The following is a 16,440-nucleotide window of genomic DNA, read 5'->3' as shown; positions in this document are numbered from 1 at the left end:
GACGCCTCTACCGTCGTGGACATGGAGCCCGTCTGCGACCTCGTCCTCCCGTGCCGCGACGAGGCACCCGCGCTCGCGACGCTGCTGCCCCGCGTGCCGGAGGTGTTCGCGGTGATCGTGGTCGACAACGGCTCGCGCGACGGCACCGCGCGGGTCGCCCGGGAGCTCGGCGCCACGGTGGTCGTCGAGGACGTCCCGGGGTACGGCGCTGCCGTGCACGCCGGCCTGCTCGCCGCCCGCCACGACCACGTGGCGTTCATGGACGGCGACGGCTCCTTCGACCCCGACGAGCTGCGGCCGATGCTGGACGACGTTCGCGCCGGCCGCGCCGACATCGCGGTCGGCCGGCGGCGCCCGGTCCGGTCGGGGGTCTGGCCCTGGCACGCGCGGGCCGGCAACGCGTTGATCGTGGCGTGGCTGCGCCGGCGGATCGGGATGCCTGCCCGCGACATCGCTCCGATGCGGGTCTGTCGCCGGGCCGACCTGCTCGCGCTGGACGTGCAGGACCGGCGCTTCGGCTACCCGGTCGAGCTGTTGGACAAGGCGACCCGGGCCGGCTGGCGCTTCTCCGAGCGGGAGGTGTCCTACCACCCGCGGGCCGAGGGCACACGGTCCAAGGTCTCCGGCTCGGTCCGCGGCACGGTCCGCACCGCCAGGGACTTCTGGAAGGTGCTCTCGTGACCGGCCCGCGGATGCTGGTGCTGGCCAAGTCGCCGGTCGCCGGCCGGGTCAAGACCCGGCTGGGGGCCCACGTCGGCCTCCACGAGGCGGCCGGCATCGCCGCCGCCGCGCTGCTGGACACGCTGCGGGCCTGCACGGACGCGGTCGGCGTGAGGTCGTGCCACCTCGCCCTGGCCGGTGACCTGCGCGACGGAGTCCGCGGCCAGGAGGTCGCGCGGGCGCTCGACGGGTGGACCGTGAGACCCCAGCGCGGCCGTGAGTTCGCCGAGCGGCTGGTCAACGCGCACCTCGACCTCGCCACGGGGCCCGGCCCGGTGGTGCAGATCGGCATGGACACCCCGCAGGTGACCCCGCTGCTGCTCGTCGACGCCGCCAGGGGCACCCGGGAGCACGACGCGGTGCTGGGGCCGGCGGAGGACGGCGGGTGGTGGGTGCTCGCGCTCGGCGACCCGCGCCACGCCGCCGCCATCGCAGACGTGGAGATGTCGACGCCGCGCACGCACGACGACACCCGGGGCGCCCTCGCCGGCGCCGGGCTGCGCGTCGGCACCACCGCGGTGCTGCGCGACGTGGACACCGCGGCCGACGCGGACGCGGTGGCCGTGCAGGCACCGGACGGCCACTTCGCGCGCGCCTGGACCGCCGTAAGGGCGGCGCGGTCATGAGCACCGAGTTCTCGCCCGTCGACGACGTGCGCGAGAGTCCGCCCGACGAGTCGTTCTCGGTCGTCTACTCGCGGGCGCTGCGAGGGGTCCCGTGCACGGTCGTCGGCGTGGGGACGGAGCCCCAGCCGCTGCCGGTGGCCAGCTGGACCGGAGCTGCGGACTCGACCGACGCCACGATGCTCGCCCATTGCGTCGGACCCACGCTCGACATCGGCTGCGGGCCCGGCCGGCTCACCGCCGGCCTGGCGGAGCTCGGCCACGTGGTGCTGGGCATCGACGTGGTCCACGAGGCCGTGCGGCAGACCCGGGAGCGCGGGGTGACGGCGATCGTGCGCGACGTCTTCGAGGCCCTGCCGGGCGAGGGCCGCTGGCGCAGCGCGCTGCTGGCGGACGGCAACGTCGGCATCGGCGGCGACCCGGTCGCGCTGCTGCGGCGCGTCCGGCAGCTGCTGGACCCGCGCGGCCGGGTGGTGGTCGAGCTCTCCCCACCGGGCGCGGGCGTGCACTCGATGTGGGCGGTCCTGCAGTCCGGGACGTCCCGGTCGCGGCCGTTCCGCTGGGCGGTGGTGGGCGCGGACGCGATCGCCGAGGTGGCCACCGCCGCGGGGCTGGCCGTGCGAGGCACTCACGCCTGTGCGGGCCGCTGGTTCGCGGTGCTCGAGGACCCGGCATGAGGATCCCCGCCGACTCCGACTTCCGCTCGCGGCTGCGCAGCGCGGCCGTCACCGCCCGCGTCGGCCTGTGGCTCGGGATCTGCTTCGGTGTCGCCTTCGTGACCGGTGTGATCAGCCACTACGCGCAGGTCCCCGACCAGCCGCTGCCGTTCCCCACCAGCCCGTCGTGGGGCTACCGCGTCACCCAGGGCCTGCACGTCGTCGCGGGCACCGCAGCAGTGCCGCTGCTGCTGGTGAAGCTCTGGACCGTCTACCCGCGGCTGTTCCTCCGGCCGCCACGCGGACTCCGCAAGCTCGCGGTCGAGGGCGCCGAGCGCGCGTCGGTCGCGGTGCTCGTCGCCGCGGCGATCTTCCAGCTGGCCTCGGGGCTGGCCAACGCCGCCCAGTGGTACCCGTGGGCCTTCTCCTTCCGCGCCACCCACTACGCCGTCGGCTGGGTCGCGGTCGGCGCGCTGGTCGTGCACGTGGCGGTCAAGCTCCCGGTGATCCGGCAGGCGCTGGGGGCCGACCTGGAGTCCACCGCCCTCGACCGGGCCTCTGCGGTCGAGCCCGGCGCGCTCAGCCGTCGCGGACTGCTGCGCACCACCTGGTTGGCGGCAGGCGTCGCGGTGCTGGCCACCGCCGGCAGCACCGTGCCGATCCTGCGCCGGGTGTCGGTCCTGGGCGTGCGCTCGGGCGACGGGCCGGGCGGGGTGCCGGTCAACAAGTCCGCCCGGGCCGCCGGCGTGACCGCGACCGCCACCGACCCGTCGTACCGCCTGACCGTCGCGTACGCCGACCGCGAGGTCACCCTGGACCGCGCCCGGCTCGAGGCCATGGAGCAGACCACCCACAGCCTGCCGATCGCGTGCGTCGAGGGGTGGAGCGCCGGCGCGACCTGGACCGGGGTGCGCGTCCGCGACCTGCTCGACCTGGTCGGTGCGCCGCGGGGGAGCGACGTGCTGGTCGTCTCGCTGCAGGAGAGCGGGCCCTACCGCCAGACGCTGCTGCAGTCGGGATTCGCCGACGACGAGCGCACCCTGTTGGCGCTGCGGCTCCACGGCGAGACCCTGGCGATCGACCACGGCTACCCGTGCCGGTTGATCGCGCCCGACCGTCCCGGGGTGCTCCAGACCAAGTGGGTACGCCGGCTCGAGGTGCAGACGTGACCGCGCGGCTGGTCACGGGCGCGGTCGGCGTGCTGCTCGGGGCGTACGGCGCGTGGTTGCTGCTGAGCCGCCAGGACGCCAGCCGGATCGTGGACGCCGCGACCTGGCTCGCCGCCGGGGTCGTGCTGCACGACGTGGTGCTCGCCCCCCTGGTCGTCGCCCTCGCCGCGATCGGCGCCCGTGCGCTGCCGTGGGCGGCCCGCGGCCCGGCGACGGTCGCCCTCGTCGTGCTCGGCAGCGTGACGCTGCTGGCGGTCCCGGTGCTCGGGCGGTTCGGGGCGCGGGCGGACAACCCGACGCTGCTGGACCGTCCCTACGTCGCCGGCTGGCTCGTCCTTGCCACACTGGTGGTGGTGGCCGCGGCCGTCGCCACCGTGGTCCGCGCCCGACGCGCGGCGGCCGGCCCGAGCCGGGGAAGGAGGCCACGTGTCCCGGGTCCTGGTCGTTGACGACGACCACACCGTGCGCGAGGTGGTCGTGTCCTACCTGCGCGCCCACGGCCACGACGTCCTCGACGTGGGGGACGGTGAGGCGGCGCTCGCCTCGATGCGGGACGCACCCGCGGACCTCGTCGTCCTCGACCTGATGCTGCCCGGCATCGACGGGCTCGAGGTGTGCCGGCGCCTGCGGGAGACCGGCGACGTGCCGGTGATCATGCTGACCGCACTGGGCAGCGAGACCGACCGCGTGGTCGGTCTTGAGCTGGGCGCCGACGACTACGTGACCAAGCCGTTCAGCCCCCGCGAGCTGGCGCTGCGGGTCGACTCGGTGCTGCGGCGTACCGAGACCGCGCCCGCGGCGCCCGAGCTGCTCACCGACGGCGACCTGGTCGTCGACGGCGCCCGCCACACCGTCACCCGGGCGGGCAGCCCGTTGGCGCTGACCGCCCGGGAGTTCGACCTGCTGCGCTTCCTGGTCGCGCACCCGGGGGTCGCGTTCTCCCGCGACGACCTGCTCCAGCAGGTGTGGGGGTGGTCGATCGGGGACCGGTCGACGGTGACGGTGCACGTGCGTCGGCTGCGCGAGAAGGTCGAGCGTGACCCGACTCGGCCCGAGCGCCTGCTCACCGTGTGGGGCGTGGGCTACCGCTGGGAGGCAGGCGGATGAGCTCGGACCAGCTCCAGATCGTCCTGGTGTCCGCGGCCAGCGCGGCGGCCGTGGGAGCCGTCGGGCTGGGTGCGGCCTGGCTGCTGCGGCACCGCTCCATCCGCTGGCAGCTCGGGCTGGTGGCGCTGGTCGCGGTGCTCTCGGTGCTGGCGGGTGTCCTGGCCACCTCCGAGCTGATGTTCATCTCCGACCACGACTGGGGCGTGGTGAGCCTCGTCGCCCTGGTCGCCGGCGTCGTGGCGGTGGCGGTGGCCCTGGCGCTCGGGGCCGCGGTCGTGCGCTGGTCCGCCGCGCTGCGTGAGGAGGCCCGGCGGATGGCCGAGCACGGGCGCTTCATCGCCGGCAGCCGGGGACCCAGCGAGTTCCAGGCCCTCTCCGAGGAGCTGGCGCGCACCAGCGAGCGCCTGGAGGAGGCGCGCGTCCGGGCCGCCCGGCTCGAGGAGTCGCGTCGCGAGCTGGTCTCGTGGGTGTCCCACGACCTGCGTACGCCGCTGGCCGGGATGCGCGCGATGACCGAGGCGCTCGAGGACGGGCTGGCCACCGACCCCGCCCGCTACCACCGGCAGATCCGGGCCGAGGTGGACCGGATGGTGCGGATGGTCGACGACCTCTTCGAGCTCTCCCGCATCCACGCCGGGGTGCTGCGGCTCAGCCCGGAGGCGGTGGTGCTCGGCGACCTGGTCAGCGAGGCGATCGCCGGCGCCGACCCGGTGGCGCGCGCCCGGCGGGTGCGCCTCGGGGGGACGGTCGAGGCGGGCGTGGAGGTGACCGCCGACCCGGCCGGGCTCTCCCGCGTCGTCTCCAACCTGGTGATGAACGCGATCCGGCACACCCCGGCCGACGGGGTGGTCGAGATCCACGGGCGCGCGGTGGCCGAGGGGGTCGAGCTGAGCGTCGTGGACGGGTGCGGCGGCCTGACCGCCGAGGAGATGGCGCGCGTCTTCGACGTGGCCTGGCAGGGGGGAGCGGCGCGCACCCCCGACCCCGACGACTCCTCGCACGCCCGCGGCGCCGGGCTCGGCCTGGCCATCGTCAAGGGCATCGTCGAGGCCCACCGCGGGCAGGTCGAGGTCGAGAACGTCGTCGACGGACCGGCCGCGGCCGGGTGCCGGTTCCGGGTGGTGCTGCCACGGGTGCCGGGGGAGTCGTCGCGCGAGCCGGTCGCCGACCCCGCCTGAGCCGTCGTACGCCGCGCCCACCGACGCCGCGGCTCCGGAATCGCCCCGGTGGCCGCGATCGCCCAGTGACCAGAATCGCCCAATTGGGGGGTTCGCCCGGGCCGGGATCGACGAAGAGTGGAGCCGTGGAGGAACGGGGGTTCTCGGACCACGGCGACGGCACCGACGAGCCGTCGGCGTGGCTGGGCGACCACGCCCAGGACGCGTGGACGGACGAGGACGACGTCCCGGTGGGGGACGACGTCCGGTACGACGCCGTGCCGGCGCCGGCCGGCGACCCGGGGCGGGGCGAGGACGGTTACGACGACCCGCCCGAGGACGAGGACCCCGAGTGGGACGAGGGCTGGGAGGCGGACTGGGACGGGGCTCTCGTCGACGTACCCGGGGAGCCGCAGCGCACGGCCCGGTGGTGGCTGAGCCCCGCGTTCTTCGCGGGTGCGCTCGCCGGGATGCTGGTCGTGGCCCTGGTCTGGCTGGTTGCCGCGGCGGGGTCCGAGGGGGCGTCGCGGGATCCGGCGAACGCCGCCGCGTCACGCGCGGTCCCGACCCCGTCGACCGACCCGACCACGTCCGCCGCGCAGCAGCAGGAGGAGCAGTGCGCCGATGCCGCTGCGGCCCTCCACGGGGTGCTGCAAGCGGCCGCGCCCGCCCTGGACCAGTGGGAGGTGCACGTGGGCGCCATGAACCAGCTGGTCTCCGGCGCCATCAGCCTGCAGCAGGCGACGCAGTTCTGGAACCAGACCCGCGTCGGCGCGCACCAGCGTCTGGCCCGGTTCCGGGCCGCCGACCGGAGCCTGGCCGTCCGGGCCGGGGCCTGCCCGGCACCGGAGGGGCTGCCCGACGCGCCCGCGGCGCTGCGTTCCTGCAGTCGCGTCGTGGCCCACGACCGGACGACACTGGACACCGCCCGGACGTCGATCGACACCTGGGAGCACCACGTGCACGACATGGAGATGCTCCGGTCGGGGCGCCTCTCGCCGGCGGCGGCGACGCAGATGTGGCTGGCCAGCTGGAGGCAGGGCGTCCGGGAGCTCGACGCCTACCACGCGGCGCGGCGCGAGCGGCAGCGCCAGCTGTGCGGCGGCTGAGCCTGGGGCCGGGTGCGGGGGCCGGGCGGCGGGTGGACGACACGCCCACCGCACCTGCGTGAGTCGAACACGTGTTCGGGCTAGGGTGGTTCCACAGGTGACGCGCAGGTCGACGTCGTCCCCAGCAGTCCGGCCCCGGACCGGCACTGTCGGCGGTCCCGTCTAGCGTCTCGCACGACGATGAACACGACGACGACATCCCAGACGAAGCGACCACGACGCGGGGCGGGCAAGCCCCCGAAGGAGAAGAACGACATGGCTGGTGGAGACCGCGACAAGGCTCTCGACACCGCGCTCGCCAACATCGAGCGCCAGTTCGGCAAGGGTTCGGTCATGCGGCTCGGCGACGAGACGCGCGCCCCGCTCGAGATCATCCCGACCGGCTCGATCGCGCTCGACGTGGCGCTCGGGCTCGGCGGCCTGCCCCGCGGCCGCGTGGTGGAGATCTACGGCCCGGAGTCCTCCGGAAAGACGACGGTCGCCCTGCACGCGGTGGCCAATGCCCAGCGCGCCGGCGGCATCGTGGCGTTCATCGACGCCGAGCACGCCCTCGACCCCGAGTACGCCAAGAACCTCGGTGTCGACACCGACGCGCTGCTGGTCTCCCAGCCCGACTCCGGTGAGCAGGCGCTCGAGATCGCCGACATGCTGATCCGCTCCGGTGCGCTCGACCTGATCGTCATCGACTCGGTGGCCGCCCTGGTGCCCCGTGCCGAGATCGAGGGCGAGATGGGCGACAGCCACGTCGGCCTGCAGGCCCGGCTGATGAGCCAGGCGCTGCGCAAGATGACCGGTGCCCTGAACAACTCCAAGACGACCGCGATCTTCATCAACCAGCTGCGCGAGAAGATCGGCGTGATGTTCGGCTCCCCGGAGACCACGACCGGTGGTCGGGCGCTGAAGTTCTACTCCTCGGTCCGCCTCGACGTGCGCCGCATCGAGACGCTCAAGGACGGCACCGACATGGTCGGCAACCGCACCCGCGTCAAGGTCGTCAAGAACAAGGTCGCCCCGCCGTTCAAGCAGGCCGAGTTCGACATCATGTACGGCAAGGGCATCAGCCGCGAGGGCGGCCTGATCGACGTCGGCGTGGAGGCGGGTCTGGTCCGCAAGGCCGGTGCCTGGTACACCTACGAGGGCGACCAGCTCGGCCAGGGCAAGGAGAACGCCCGCAACTTCCTGCGGGACAACCCCGACCTGGCCAACGAGCTCGAGAAGAAGATCCTCGAGAAGCTCGGGGTGGGCCCGACGGTCGACGCCGAGGTCCCCGCCGACCCGCTGGGCGTCGATGACTTCTGAGCCCCGCAGCACCCGTTCGTCGGGCTTCGACGACGACCGACCCGCACCCTCGTGGGCCGGTGACGTCACCGCCGGGGTGGACGCGTGGACGCAGCGTGCGTCCACGCCCGCCCCGGCGGACACCGAGATGCCCGAGCGGGGGTCGTCACGCGGCGGTGCCCGGTCGGGCCGTCGGCGGGCCGGGCGCGGACGCACCGATCCGCCCCCGCCCGACCCGCAGGAAGGTGGCCCGGAGGCCGACCCCGAGTCGGTGGCCCGCAAGATCCTGCTCGACCAGCTGACCGGCCAGGCCCGCAGCCGCAAGGAGCTCGACGACAAGCTCGCGGCCAGGAACGTGCCACCCGAGATCGCGACCCGCCTCCTCGACCGCTTCGAGGAGGTCGGCCTGGTCGACGACGAGGCGTTCGCGCGGTCGTGGATCGCCAGCCGGCAGCCGGGCAAGGGGCTGGCCCGCCGGGCGCTCGCCCAGGAGCTGCGTCGCAAGGGCGTCGACGACGAGGTCGCCCGCGAGGCCCTCGACGAGATCGACCCGGCGGCCGAGGAGGAGGCGGCGCGCGCCCTGGTGCGCAAGAAGCTGCGCTCGCTGGCCCGGGTCGACGACACCACCGCCACCCGGCGCCTGGTCGGCATGCTCGCGAGGAAGGGCTACGGCTCCGGCCTGGCCTTCGCCGTGGTGCGCGAGGAGCTCGCTGCGAGCGGCCGCGACCACGATGAGGACCTCGCCGGCCCCGGCCTCTGACGATCCGGCAGACTCCCGTCATGACCGACCGGGAGACCTTGACCTGGGAGGCGTTCGGCGCCTCCGTGCGTGACCTGGGCCAGCAGGTCGTCGACGACGGCTTCGACCCCGACCTGATCCTCTCGATCGCCCGCGGCGGCCTGGCTCTCGGCATGGGCCTGGGCTACGCGCTGGCGGTGAAGAACCTCGCCGTGGTCAACGTCGAGTTCTACACCGGCGAGGACCAGCGGCTGGAGATGCCGATCATGCTGCCGCCGACCCCGGACGTGGTGGACCTGTCGGGCCTGAAGGTGCTCATCGCCGACGACGTCGCCGACACCGGGCGCACCCTCGAGATCGTCCAGGACTTCTGCGCCGACCACGTGGCCGAGGCCCGCACCGCCGTGGTCTACGAGAAGCCGCGGTCGGTGGTGAAGCCCGACTACGCCTGGCGGCGGACGTCGGCCTGGATCGACTTCCCGTGGTCCTCCCAGCCGCCGTTGGTCGAGCGCGCCGGCGGCGCCCCCGCCTGAGCCACCGGCCTCGGGGCGCCCGGCGTCCGAGGGAGGTGCTGCCCCTCAGGCGTGGATCGGCCTACGCTCACCCATGTGGCCGAGCACGTCGGGATGCGCGTCGTCGTCCACGACCGGGGGCACGACCTCGCCGGCGTGGTGCGCGCGGGGGAGTCCTGGGCCGAGGCGGCGAGACGCACCTGCGCGGCGGTGCACGCGCTGCCGGTACCGGTCGACCTCTCCGGTGGGGTCAAGCAGTTCGCGATCGACCACGAGCGGGTGGTCTCGCTCCGGGCGATGACCCACGGCGACCTCGCCGACGTCGCCCGGTGGTGTGCGACCGAGCACGTGCGTCGTTGGTGGGCCGTCGACGGTGAGCCCACCCGCGAGGCGGTCGAGGCGACGTACGCCCCGCGCATCGACGGGATGACCCCGACGCGGATGTGGGTGGTCGAGGTCAACGGCCGGTCGGTGGGATTCGTGCAGGACCACCGGATCGGCGACCACCCGGACGCGGCCGTCCCCGGCCCGGCCCGGGACGCGATCGGGGTCGAGTACGCGATCGGTGACCCGGCCTGGGTGGGTCGCGGCCTCGGCGTACGCCTGCTGTGGGCCTGGATGCTGCGCGCCCGCCGTCGCTTCCCCGACGCGCCCACCTTCTTCGCTGCCCCCGACCATCGCAACGCACCCTCGCTGCGGATCCTGGCGAAGGCCGGCTTCGCGGAGGAGCTGAGGTTCGACGAGCAGCACCGCGACGGCAGCGTCGGCACGGTGGTGGGCTGCAGCCTCGACGTGCGCCGGGTCCTGGGGTGAGTCCCGTCGGTCGAGCCGCACCCTCCGGTGGTCGAGGTCGTCGAGACCCGACATGATGGCCCGCATGACCGACGAGTACCCCTTCCGCCTGCCCGCGGGCCCGGTGGACCTCACCTCCATCGAGACCAACACCTCGCCGGGCTTCACGGGTGGCAAGAAGAAGGGCAAGGCCGCTCTCTTCGCGCTGGGGGACGAGCTGTCGGACCTCCAGGAACGACTCTTCGCGGAGGGCCGGTCCGGCTCCGGGCGCCGCCTGCTGCTGGTGCTGCAGGGCATGGACACCTCCGGCAAGGGCGGGGTGCTGCGGCACACCGTGGGGCTGGTCGACCCGCAGGGCGTGCGGATCACCTCCTTCAAATCGCCGACCGACGAGGAGCGGGAGCACGACTTCCTGTGGCGGGTCCGTCGGGCACTGCCGGAGCCCGGCTACATCGGCGTCTTCGACCGCTCGCACTACGAGGACGTCCTGATCGGGCGGGTGCGCGAGCTGGCCGAGCCCGACGAGATCGAGCGCCGCTACGGGGCGATCAACGACTTCGAGCGCGAGCTCGTCGACAGCGGCACCACGATCGTGAAGTGCATGCTCCACATCTCGGCGGACGAGCAGAAGGAGCGGCTGCTCGCGCGGCTGGGGAAGCCCAGCAAGCACTGGAAGTTCAACCCCGGCGACATCGACGAGCGTGCGCAGTGGCCGCGCTACCGCGAGGCCTACGAGATCGCCCTCGAGCGCACGAACACCGAGCACGCGCCCTGGTTCGTGATCCCGAGCGGCAAGAAGTGGTACCGCAACCTCGCCATCGGCCGGCTCCTCTACGACACGCTGCGCAGGATGGACCCGCAGTGGCCGGTAGCCGACTTCGACGTCGAGGCCGAGACGAAGCGTCTCATCCACGAGGCACCCGTCTCGTGAGCGCGACCGTCTCCGTCACCAGGTACGTCACCCCGCTGCGCGAGGGTGGCAGCCTGCCCGGCATCGTCGAGGCCGACGACCTCGGCACCTACGTCTGCAAGTTCCGCGGCGCCGGCCAGGGGCTGCGCGTGCTCGTCGCCGAGGTGGTCGTCGGTGAGCTGGCGCGCCGCATCGGGCTGCGGACACCGCGCCTGGTCGCCCTGGAGCTGGACCCCGAGATCGCGCGCTACGAGGCCGACGAGGAGGTGCAGGACCTGCTCAACGCGAGCGCCGGGCTCAACCTCGGAGTGGACTTCCTGCCGGGCGCGTTCGGGTACGACGGCGACCTGCCCGCCGGTCAGGGGGTCGGCGCCACCGTGCTGTGGCTCGACGCGTTCACCGCCAACGTCGACCGCAGCTGGCGCAACCCCAACCTGCTGCTGTGGCACGGCGACCTGTGGGTGATCGACCACGGCGCGTCGCTGTACTTCCACCACGCGTGGTCCGGGGGTGTGACCGATCCGGCGCGGTTCGCCGCGCAGCCGTGGGACCCCAGCGACCACGTGCTCGGCTCCCACGCGGCCGAGCTGCCTGCCGCGGACGAGCGGATCCGCGCCCTGCTCGACGAGTCCGTCCTCGCGGAGGTGCTGGCCGAGGTGCCCGACGAGTGGCTGGAGCCGGTCCCCGGCGCGGAGACCGCGGACGCCGTGCGTGCGGCGTACGTGGCGTTCCTGACCGCGCGGCTGGCGACCCGGCAGTGGCTTCCGGCGGGGGTGGGCGCATGAGCACCTCGACCAGGCTGGCCTACCAGTACGTCGTGCTCCGCTGCGTGCCGCGCGTGGACCGGGAGGAGTTCCTCAACGTCGGGGTGGTCGTCTACTGCCAGGTGAGTGACTACCTCGATGTCGCGTGGGCGGTCGACCGCGAGCGGCTGGCGGCGCTCGACCCCGGCCTCGACCTCGACCAGGTGTGCGAGGCGCTGGCGTTCGTCGAGGGCGTCTGCGCGGGCGACGAGCGTGGCGGCGCGGCGGCGGCCCGACCGATCGGCCAACGCTTCGGTTTCATCAAGGCGCCGCGCAGCACCGTGATCCAGCCCGGTCCGGTCCACGGCGGCGTGACCGCCGACCCGGCACGCCAGCTCGAACACCTGCTGGAGAAGCTGGTCAGCTGACCGCGGCTCGCTGACGGTCTGTCAGAGGTAGGGGCGCAGCGCCCTCAGCGACTCGGTCGGCACCTTGACGGCGATGCCCTCACCGATGGTCCGGAGCAGCCACCGGTCGCCGTTGCGCACCAGCTTGGCCATCGCCAGCCCGGTCTGCGGGACGCCGCCGGTGAGCGTGAAGCGCGCCAGCTCGACGTCGTGCTCGTCGGTGATGCGGCAGTAGGCGTTGTTGATCCACTCGAGCGTGTGGCCCTGGTAGCTGCTCACCAGGAACACGATCGTGTCGACCTTGGTGTACACGCTGCCGAGGTCGACGGTGATGACCTCGTCGTCGCCCTCGCCCCGCCCGGTGACGTTGTCACCGAGGTGCACCACCGACCCGTCCCGGGTCCGGAGGTTGTTGTAGAAGGCGAGGTCGAAGAGCTGGCCGTCTGCGAACTGCACGGCCGAGGCGTCGAGGTCGACGTCGGGCGCACCGGTGCCGATGAAGCCGGCGGTCCGCTCCTTGTCCCAGCCCAGGCCCACGCGCAGCCGGGTCAGCGGCCGCCCCTCCTCAGTGGCCAGCTCGAGCTCCTGGCCCGCGGTCAGCTGCGTCACGTCGTTCCTCCCGTCGGTGGTCCTTCGAACCTACCGGGCGGGAGGAACGACGTGACGTCAGACGGGGACCAGCTCGACCGCACCCACGGCGTACCGCGCCAGGATGGTGCGGGCCAGCTCCGGGTGCGCACCCAGCGGCTCCGAGACCGCGATGGCGCCCGCCTCGGTGGCCAGCTCCGCGGCCCGGTCCGGCAGGAAGCCGGGGGCGAGGAAGAGCGAGGCGACCGCGATGTGGCGGCGGCCCTCGGCGCGGAACTGGCGCACCGCCTCGCCGGCGGCCGGGGGAGCCGCCGAGGCGAACGCCGCGGTGACCGGCAGCTTGTGCCGCTGGCCCCACACCCGGGCGAGCCGGGCGACGGCCTGGTTGGCCAGGGCGTCGCTCGAGCCGGCCGCGGCCAGCACCAGCGCGTCGAGCTCGCGCACCCGCGCGGCCTTCAGCGCCTCGCGCATGCGCACGTCGAGGACCTCGAGGAAGCACGGCTCGAGGCCGAGGATCGAGGTGGCCCGGATCTGCAGGCCCTCGTGGCGGGCCTGGGCCTCGGCGACCGCGGACGGGACGTCGACCTTCGCGTGGTAGGCCTCGGTGAGCAGGAGGGGTACGACGACGATCTCGTCGTGGCCGGCCTTCACGAGCCGGTCCACGACCGTCGTGAACGACGGCTTGGAGAGCTCGAGGAACGCCTGCTCGACACGCAGGTCCGGGCGCATCGCGCGGACCTCGTCGACCAGGGCGGTGATCGTCGCAGCGGACCGTGGGTCACGGCTTCCGTGAGCCAGGGCCACCAGGGCAGGAGCAGCCATCAGTGCGGCCTCCTCTGTGTTGCCGGTGCTACCGGGGTGGTGGTGTGACGACGACCGACAGCGCTGTCGATCTGGGGGGAGTGAGGAGTCATGAGTGGATCCCGCACTCGGTCTTGTTGGTGCCGGCCCAGCGCCCGCTGCGCGGGTCCTCGCCGGGGGCGACGCGGCGCGTGCACGGCCAGCAGCCGATGGAGGGGTAGCCGTCGTAGACGAGCGGGTTGACGAGCACGCCGTTCTCGGCGACGTAGCGCTCGACCTCCTCGTCGGACCAGCGGGCCAGGGGCGAGACCTTGACCTTGCCCTTCTTGGCGTCCCAGCCGACGACGGGGGCGATGACCCGGTTGTGGGTCTCGGCCCGCCGCAGCCCGGTCGCCCAGGCGTCGTACTGCTCCAGCGACTCGGCCAGCGGCTTGACCTTGCGCAGCGCGCAGCACAGGTCGGGGTCGGTCTTGTACAGGTCCTTGCCGTGCTCCGCGTCCTGCTCGGCCACGCTCTGCGCGGGCGTGATGGTCAGCAGGTTGACGTCCAGGGTGGCCTCGACCGCGTCGCGGGTGCCGATGGTCTCCGCGAAGTGGTAGCCGGTGTCGAGGAACACCACGTCGATGCCGGGCGCGACCTTGGCGGCGAGGTGGGCCAGCACCGCGTCCCCCATGGAGGAGGTGATGCAGAACCGCTCGCCGAAGGTCGCGACCGCCCACTCGATGATGTGCTCGGCCGGCGCCAGCTCGAGCTCGGCCCCGACGTGGGAGACCAGCTCGCGCAGCTCCTCGGGGGAGCGCCCCTCGGTGTGGGTGCCGCGGAAGTTGCGGGCGGACGTGGTGGTCGCGGCGGTCATGCCGAACCACCTCCCGACGGCCTCAGCAGCCCGAGCATCTTCAGCGAGAACGCCCGCATGCAGGAGCGGCACTCCCAGGTCCCGTGCGGGGAGCTGACCTCCCCGGTCTCGGAGACGACCTCGTGCGGACGCAGGTCCTCGTCGCCGCAGTAGGGGCAGTGGAAGGGCACGGCGCGCTCGCTCATGAGACCGTCTCCAGCTCGCGCTCGCCCCGCAGGTCGGCCTCGTCGGCGCGGGTGACCCACGTGGCGAAGGACTCGCCGGGCTCCCGCTGGTCCAGGTAGGCCCGCACCACGTTGGTGACGTAGTCGTCGAGGCCCGCGCTGGTCACCTTGTGCGCCCGCAGCTTGCGGCCGAAGGTCGCGTTGAGCCCGGTCGCGCCGCCCAGGTGGACCTGGAACCCCTCGACCTGGTTGCCGTCGGCGTCCATCACCAGCTGGCCCTTGAGCCCGATGTCCGCGACCTGGGTGCGGGCGCAGGCGTTGGGGCAGCCGTTGACGTTGACGGTGATGGGGGTGTCGAGGTCGGGGATGCGACGCTCGAGCTCGGCGACCAGGTCGCGGGCGCGGTTCTTGGTGTCGACGATCGCCAGCTTGCAGAACTCGATGCCGGTGCAGGCCATCGTGCTGCGCCGCCAGTTCGACGGGGTGGCGGTGAGGCCGATCGTCTCCAGGTCCTCGAGGAACGCGTCGAGGTGGGCCTGCTCGACGCCGATCACCACGAGCTTCTGGTACGCCGTGAGCCGGACGCCGGCCGCGTCGTACTTCTCGACGAGGTCGGCCAGCCCGGTCAGGACCGTGCCGGAGACCCTGCCCACGACCGGCGCGGCGCCGACGTAGAACTTGCCGTCCTTCTGGGCGTGCACGCCGATGTGGTCGCTCTGCACCTCCGGCGAGGGGGGCGAGGGGTTCGACACCAGGGCCCGGCCGAGGTACTCGGTCTCGAGCACCTCGCGGAACTTCTCGACGCCCCAGTCCGCGACGAGGTACTTCAGCCGGGCGCGGGACCGCAGCCGCCGGTAACCGTAGTCGCGGAAGATCGACGCGACGCCCTCCCAGGCGTCGGCGACCTGGTCGAGCGGGATCCAGACGCCCAGCTTCTGCGCGAGCATCGGGTTGGTGGACAGGCCGCCGCCGACCCAGAGGTCGAAGCCGGGGCCGTGCTCGGGGTGGACGGTGCCGACGAAGGCGACGTCGTTGGTCTCCGGGCAGACGTCGTGCGAGGGGTGCCCGGTCAACGCGGTCTTGAACTTGCGGGGGAGGTTGGAGAACTCCTTGTTCCCGATGAAGCGGCTCTTGATCTCCTCGAGGGCCGAGCTGCCGTCGATGATCTCGTCGGCGGCGATCCCGGCCACCGGCGACCCGAGGAACGGACGGGGGGAGTCGCCGCACGCCTCCTGGGTGTCGAGGCCGGCTGCCTCGAGGCGCTCCCAGATGGTGGGGACGTCCTCGATGCGGATCCAGTGGTACTGGATGTTCTCGCGGTCGGTGATGTCGGCGGTGTCGCGGGCGAACTCCGTGGAGACGGTGCCCAGGGCCCGGACCGCGTCCGCGCTGAGCAGGGCGCCGTCCGAGCGGACCCGCATCATGAAGTACTCGGCGTCGAGGTCGGCCGGGTCGACGGTCGCGGTCTTGCCGCCGTCGAAGCCCTCGGCGCGCTGGGTGTAGAGCCCCCACCAGCGCATCCGGCCGCGCAGGTCGTTGGGGTCGATCGAGGCGAACCCGCGCTTGGAGTAGATCGCCTCGATCCGGGCGCGGACGTTGAGGGCGTCGTCGTCCTTCTTGAACTGCTCGTTGGCGTTCAGGGGCTCGCGGTAACCGAGCGCCCACTGGCCCTCACCGCGCTTGGCGCGGGGGCGGGGGGTGCGGGGAGCGGTGGCCTGGTCGGGCATGAGGCTGGATCCTTGGCGGTTGTGAGACGCACGAATCGTCAGGGCCCGACCTCGTCGTCGGGTTGACCTTTACCAACCGTGCGCCCGTGGACTGGTGTCTCGGGCGGCGGCCGTCGGCTCGCGAAGGAGGGCGACGGCGGTCAGAAGGGCCAACACATCATGCTGCGGGTGCGCCCGAGGTCCACGTGGCGTCGAACCACGAGGTACGCGTGCGTCGCAGCAGTGATCATGGCCGGAAGTCTCACGGGTCGGACGGCTCGATCACAAGCCGAGATCTCATGCAGTGAGACGCGTGTCCACATCGCGGGATGCTGGGCGGCGAGCGAGGCGGAGCAGGGGCGTCCGTGCGGCCCAGGTCACAGCGCGCCGGCCGCGGACGCGG

The 16,440-nt window shown here is 73.4% G+C and carries 20 protein-coding genes; 15 read left to right on the top strand and 5 right to left on the bottom strand.

The genetic code is table 11. From position 1 onward, the window contains the following. Positions 1 to 21: 21 nt before the first annotated feature. From ACFO9I_RS17395 to ACFO9I_RS17325, 15 genes are all read left to right on the top strand, one after another. The gene (locus ACFO9I_RS17395; RefSeq protein WP_379183115.1) at positions 22 to 681 is read left to right on the top strand and encodes a glycosyltransferase family 2 protein; all 660 of its coding nucleotides are present in this window, start codon (positions 22 to 24) and stop codon (positions 679 to 681) included. Continuing rightward, complete coding sequence (locus ACFO9I_RS17390; RefSeq protein ID WP_379183113.1) at positions 678 to 1,346, top strand: TIGR04282 family arsenosugar biosynthesis glycosyltransferase; 669 nt, start codon at positions 678 to 680, stop codon at positions 1,344 to 1,346. Before ACFO9I_RS17395 ends, ACFO9I_RS17390 begins: the two co-directional genes overlap by 4 nt. Beyond that, positions 1,343 to 2,020 (top strand): class I SAM-dependent methyltransferase, encoded by a 678-nt coding sequence (locus ACFO9I_RS17385; protein ID WP_379183111.1) that lies wholly within the window; start codon positions 1,343 to 1,345, stop codon positions 2,018 to 2,020. The genes ACFO9I_RS17390 and ACFO9I_RS17385 overlap by 4 nt, the downstream gene beginning before the upstream one ends. Further along, a complete protein-coding gene (locus ACFO9I_RS17380; RefSeq protein ID WP_379183109.1) occupies positions 2,017 to 3,168 on the top strand; it encodes a molybdopterin-dependent oxidoreductase in 1,152 nt (383 codons plus the stop codon). The genes ACFO9I_RS17385 and ACFO9I_RS17380 overlap by 4 nt, the downstream gene beginning before the upstream one ends. After that, positions 3,165 to 3,617, top strand: coding sequence for a hypothetical protein (locus tag ACFO9I_RS17375; protein WP_379183107.1), 453 nt, complete (start codon positions 3,165 to 3,167; stop codon positions 3,615 to 3,617). The genes ACFO9I_RS17380 and ACFO9I_RS17375 overlap by 4 nt, the downstream gene beginning before the upstream one ends. Then, positions 3,595 to 4,275, top strand: a complete 681-nt coding sequence (locus tag ACFO9I_RS17370; protein ID WP_379183105.1) for a response regulator — start codon at positions 3,595 to 3,597, stop codon at positions 4,273 to 4,275. The genes ACFO9I_RS17375 and ACFO9I_RS17370 overlap by 23 nt, the downstream gene beginning before the upstream one ends. Further along, the gene (locus ACFO9I_RS17365) at positions 4,272 to 5,453 is read left to right on the top strand and encodes a sensor histidine kinase (protein WP_379183103.1); all 1,182 of its coding nucleotides are present in this window, start codon (positions 4,272 to 4,274) and stop codon (positions 5,451 to 5,453) included. The genes ACFO9I_RS17370 and ACFO9I_RS17365 overlap by 4 nt, the downstream gene beginning before the upstream one ends. A gap of 125 nt (positions 5,454 to 5,578) precedes the next feature. Beyond that, a complete protein-coding gene (locus ACFO9I_RS17360; protein WP_379183101.1) occupies positions 5,579 to 6,541 on the top strand; it encodes a hypothetical protein in 963 nt (320 codons plus the stop codon). Between the two features lie 255 nt (positions 6,542 to 6,796). Then, positions 6,797 to 7,840, top strand: coding sequence for a recombinase RecA (recA, locus tag ACFO9I_RS17355; protein ID WP_379183099.1), 1,044 nt, complete (start codon positions 6,797 to 6,799; stop codon positions 7,838 to 7,840). Continuing rightward, the gene (locus ACFO9I_RS17350) at positions 7,830 to 8,579 is read left to right on the top strand and encodes a regulatory protein RecX (RefSeq protein ID WP_379183097.1); all 750 of its coding nucleotides are present in this window, start codon (positions 7,830 to 7,832) and stop codon (positions 8,577 to 8,579) included. The genes recA and ACFO9I_RS17350 overlap by 11 nt, the downstream gene beginning before the upstream one ends. 20 nt (positions 8,580 to 8,599) lie before the next feature. After that, positions 8,600 to 9,091 carry a phosphoribosyltransferase gene (locus ACFO9I_RS17345; RefSeq protein WP_379183095.1) on the top strand — a complete coding sequence of 164 codons (492 nt, stop codon included), beginning with the start codon at positions 8,600 to 8,602 and terminating at the stop codon, positions 9,089 to 9,091. A gap of 75 nt (positions 9,092 to 9,166) precedes the next feature. Continuing rightward, entirely contained in the window at positions 9,167 to 9,883 is a 717-nt protein-coding gene (locus tag ACFO9I_RS17340; protein ID WP_379183093.1) for a GNAT family N-acetyltransferase, read from the top strand. A 64-nt stretch (positions 9,884 to 9,947) separates the two neighbouring features. Next, positions 9,948 to 10,793, top strand: coding sequence for a PPK2 family polyphosphate kinase (locus ACFO9I_RS17335; protein ID WP_379183091.1), 846 nt, complete (start codon positions 9,948 to 9,950; stop codon positions 10,791 to 10,793). After that, positions 10,790 to 11,557 (top strand): HipA family kinase, encoded by a 768-nt coding sequence (locus ACFO9I_RS17330; protein ID WP_379183089.1) that lies wholly within the window; start codon positions 10,790 to 10,792, stop codon positions 11,555 to 11,557. The genes ACFO9I_RS17335 and ACFO9I_RS17330 overlap by 4 nt, the downstream gene beginning before the upstream one ends. Then, the gene (locus ACFO9I_RS17325) at positions 11,554 to 11,943 is read left to right on the top strand and encodes a DUF3037 domain-containing protein (protein ID WP_379183087.1); all 390 of its coding nucleotides are present in this window, start codon (positions 11,554 to 11,556) and stop codon (positions 11,941 to 11,943) included. Before ACFO9I_RS17330 ends, ACFO9I_RS17325 begins: the two co-directional genes overlap by 4 nt. A 21-nt stretch (positions 11,944 to 11,964) precedes the next feature. Here the strand turns inward: ACFO9I_RS17325 and ACFO9I_RS17320 are convergent, their stop codons facing one another. From ACFO9I_RS17320 to ACFO9I_RS17300, 5 genes are all read right to left on the bottom strand, one after another. Further along, entirely contained in the window at positions 11,965 to 12,531 is a 567-nt protein-coding gene (locus tag ACFO9I_RS17320) for a TerD family protein (RefSeq protein ID WP_379183085.1), read from the bottom strand. Between the two features lie 57 nt (positions 12,532 to 12,588). Continuing rightward, positions 12,589 to 13,332 (bottom strand): sirohydrochlorin chelatase, encoded by a 744-nt coding sequence (locus ACFO9I_RS17315; RefSeq protein ID WP_379183084.1) that lies wholly within the window; start codon positions 13,330 to 13,332, stop codon positions 12,589 to 12,591. 88 nt (positions 13,333 to 13,420) lie between these two features. Continuing rightward, positions 13,421 to 14,167, bottom strand: a complete 747-nt coding sequence (locus ACFO9I_RS17310) for a phosphoadenylyl-sulfate reductase (RefSeq protein ID WP_379183083.1) — start codon at positions 14,165 to 14,167, stop codon at positions 13,421 to 13,423. Beyond that, positions 14,164 to 14,352: a hypothetical protein gene (locus tag ACFO9I_RS17305; RefSeq protein WP_379183082.1), complete on the bottom strand. Its 189-nt coding sequence runs from the start codon at positions 14,350 to 14,352 to the stop codon at positions 14,164 to 14,166. The genes ACFO9I_RS17310 and ACFO9I_RS17305 overlap by 4 nt, the downstream gene beginning before the upstream one ends. After that, on the bottom strand, positions 14,349 to 16,058 hold the full coding sequence (locus ACFO9I_RS17300; RefSeq protein ID WP_379183080.1) for a nitrite/sulfite reductase: 1,710 nt from the start codon (positions 16,056 to 16,058) through the stop codon (positions 14,349 to 14,351). Before ACFO9I_RS17300 ends, ACFO9I_RS17305 begins: the two co-directional genes overlap by 4 nt. Between the last annotated feature and the right edge of the window lie 382 nt (positions 16,059 to 16,440).

The organism is Nocardioides sp. GCM10023255 (assembly GCF_042653125.1).
Classification (GTDB): Bacteria; Actinomycetota; Actinomycetes; order Propionibacteriales; family Nocardioidaceae; genus Nocardioides.
This window is presented reverse-complemented; position numbering and strand designations above follow the sequence as displayed.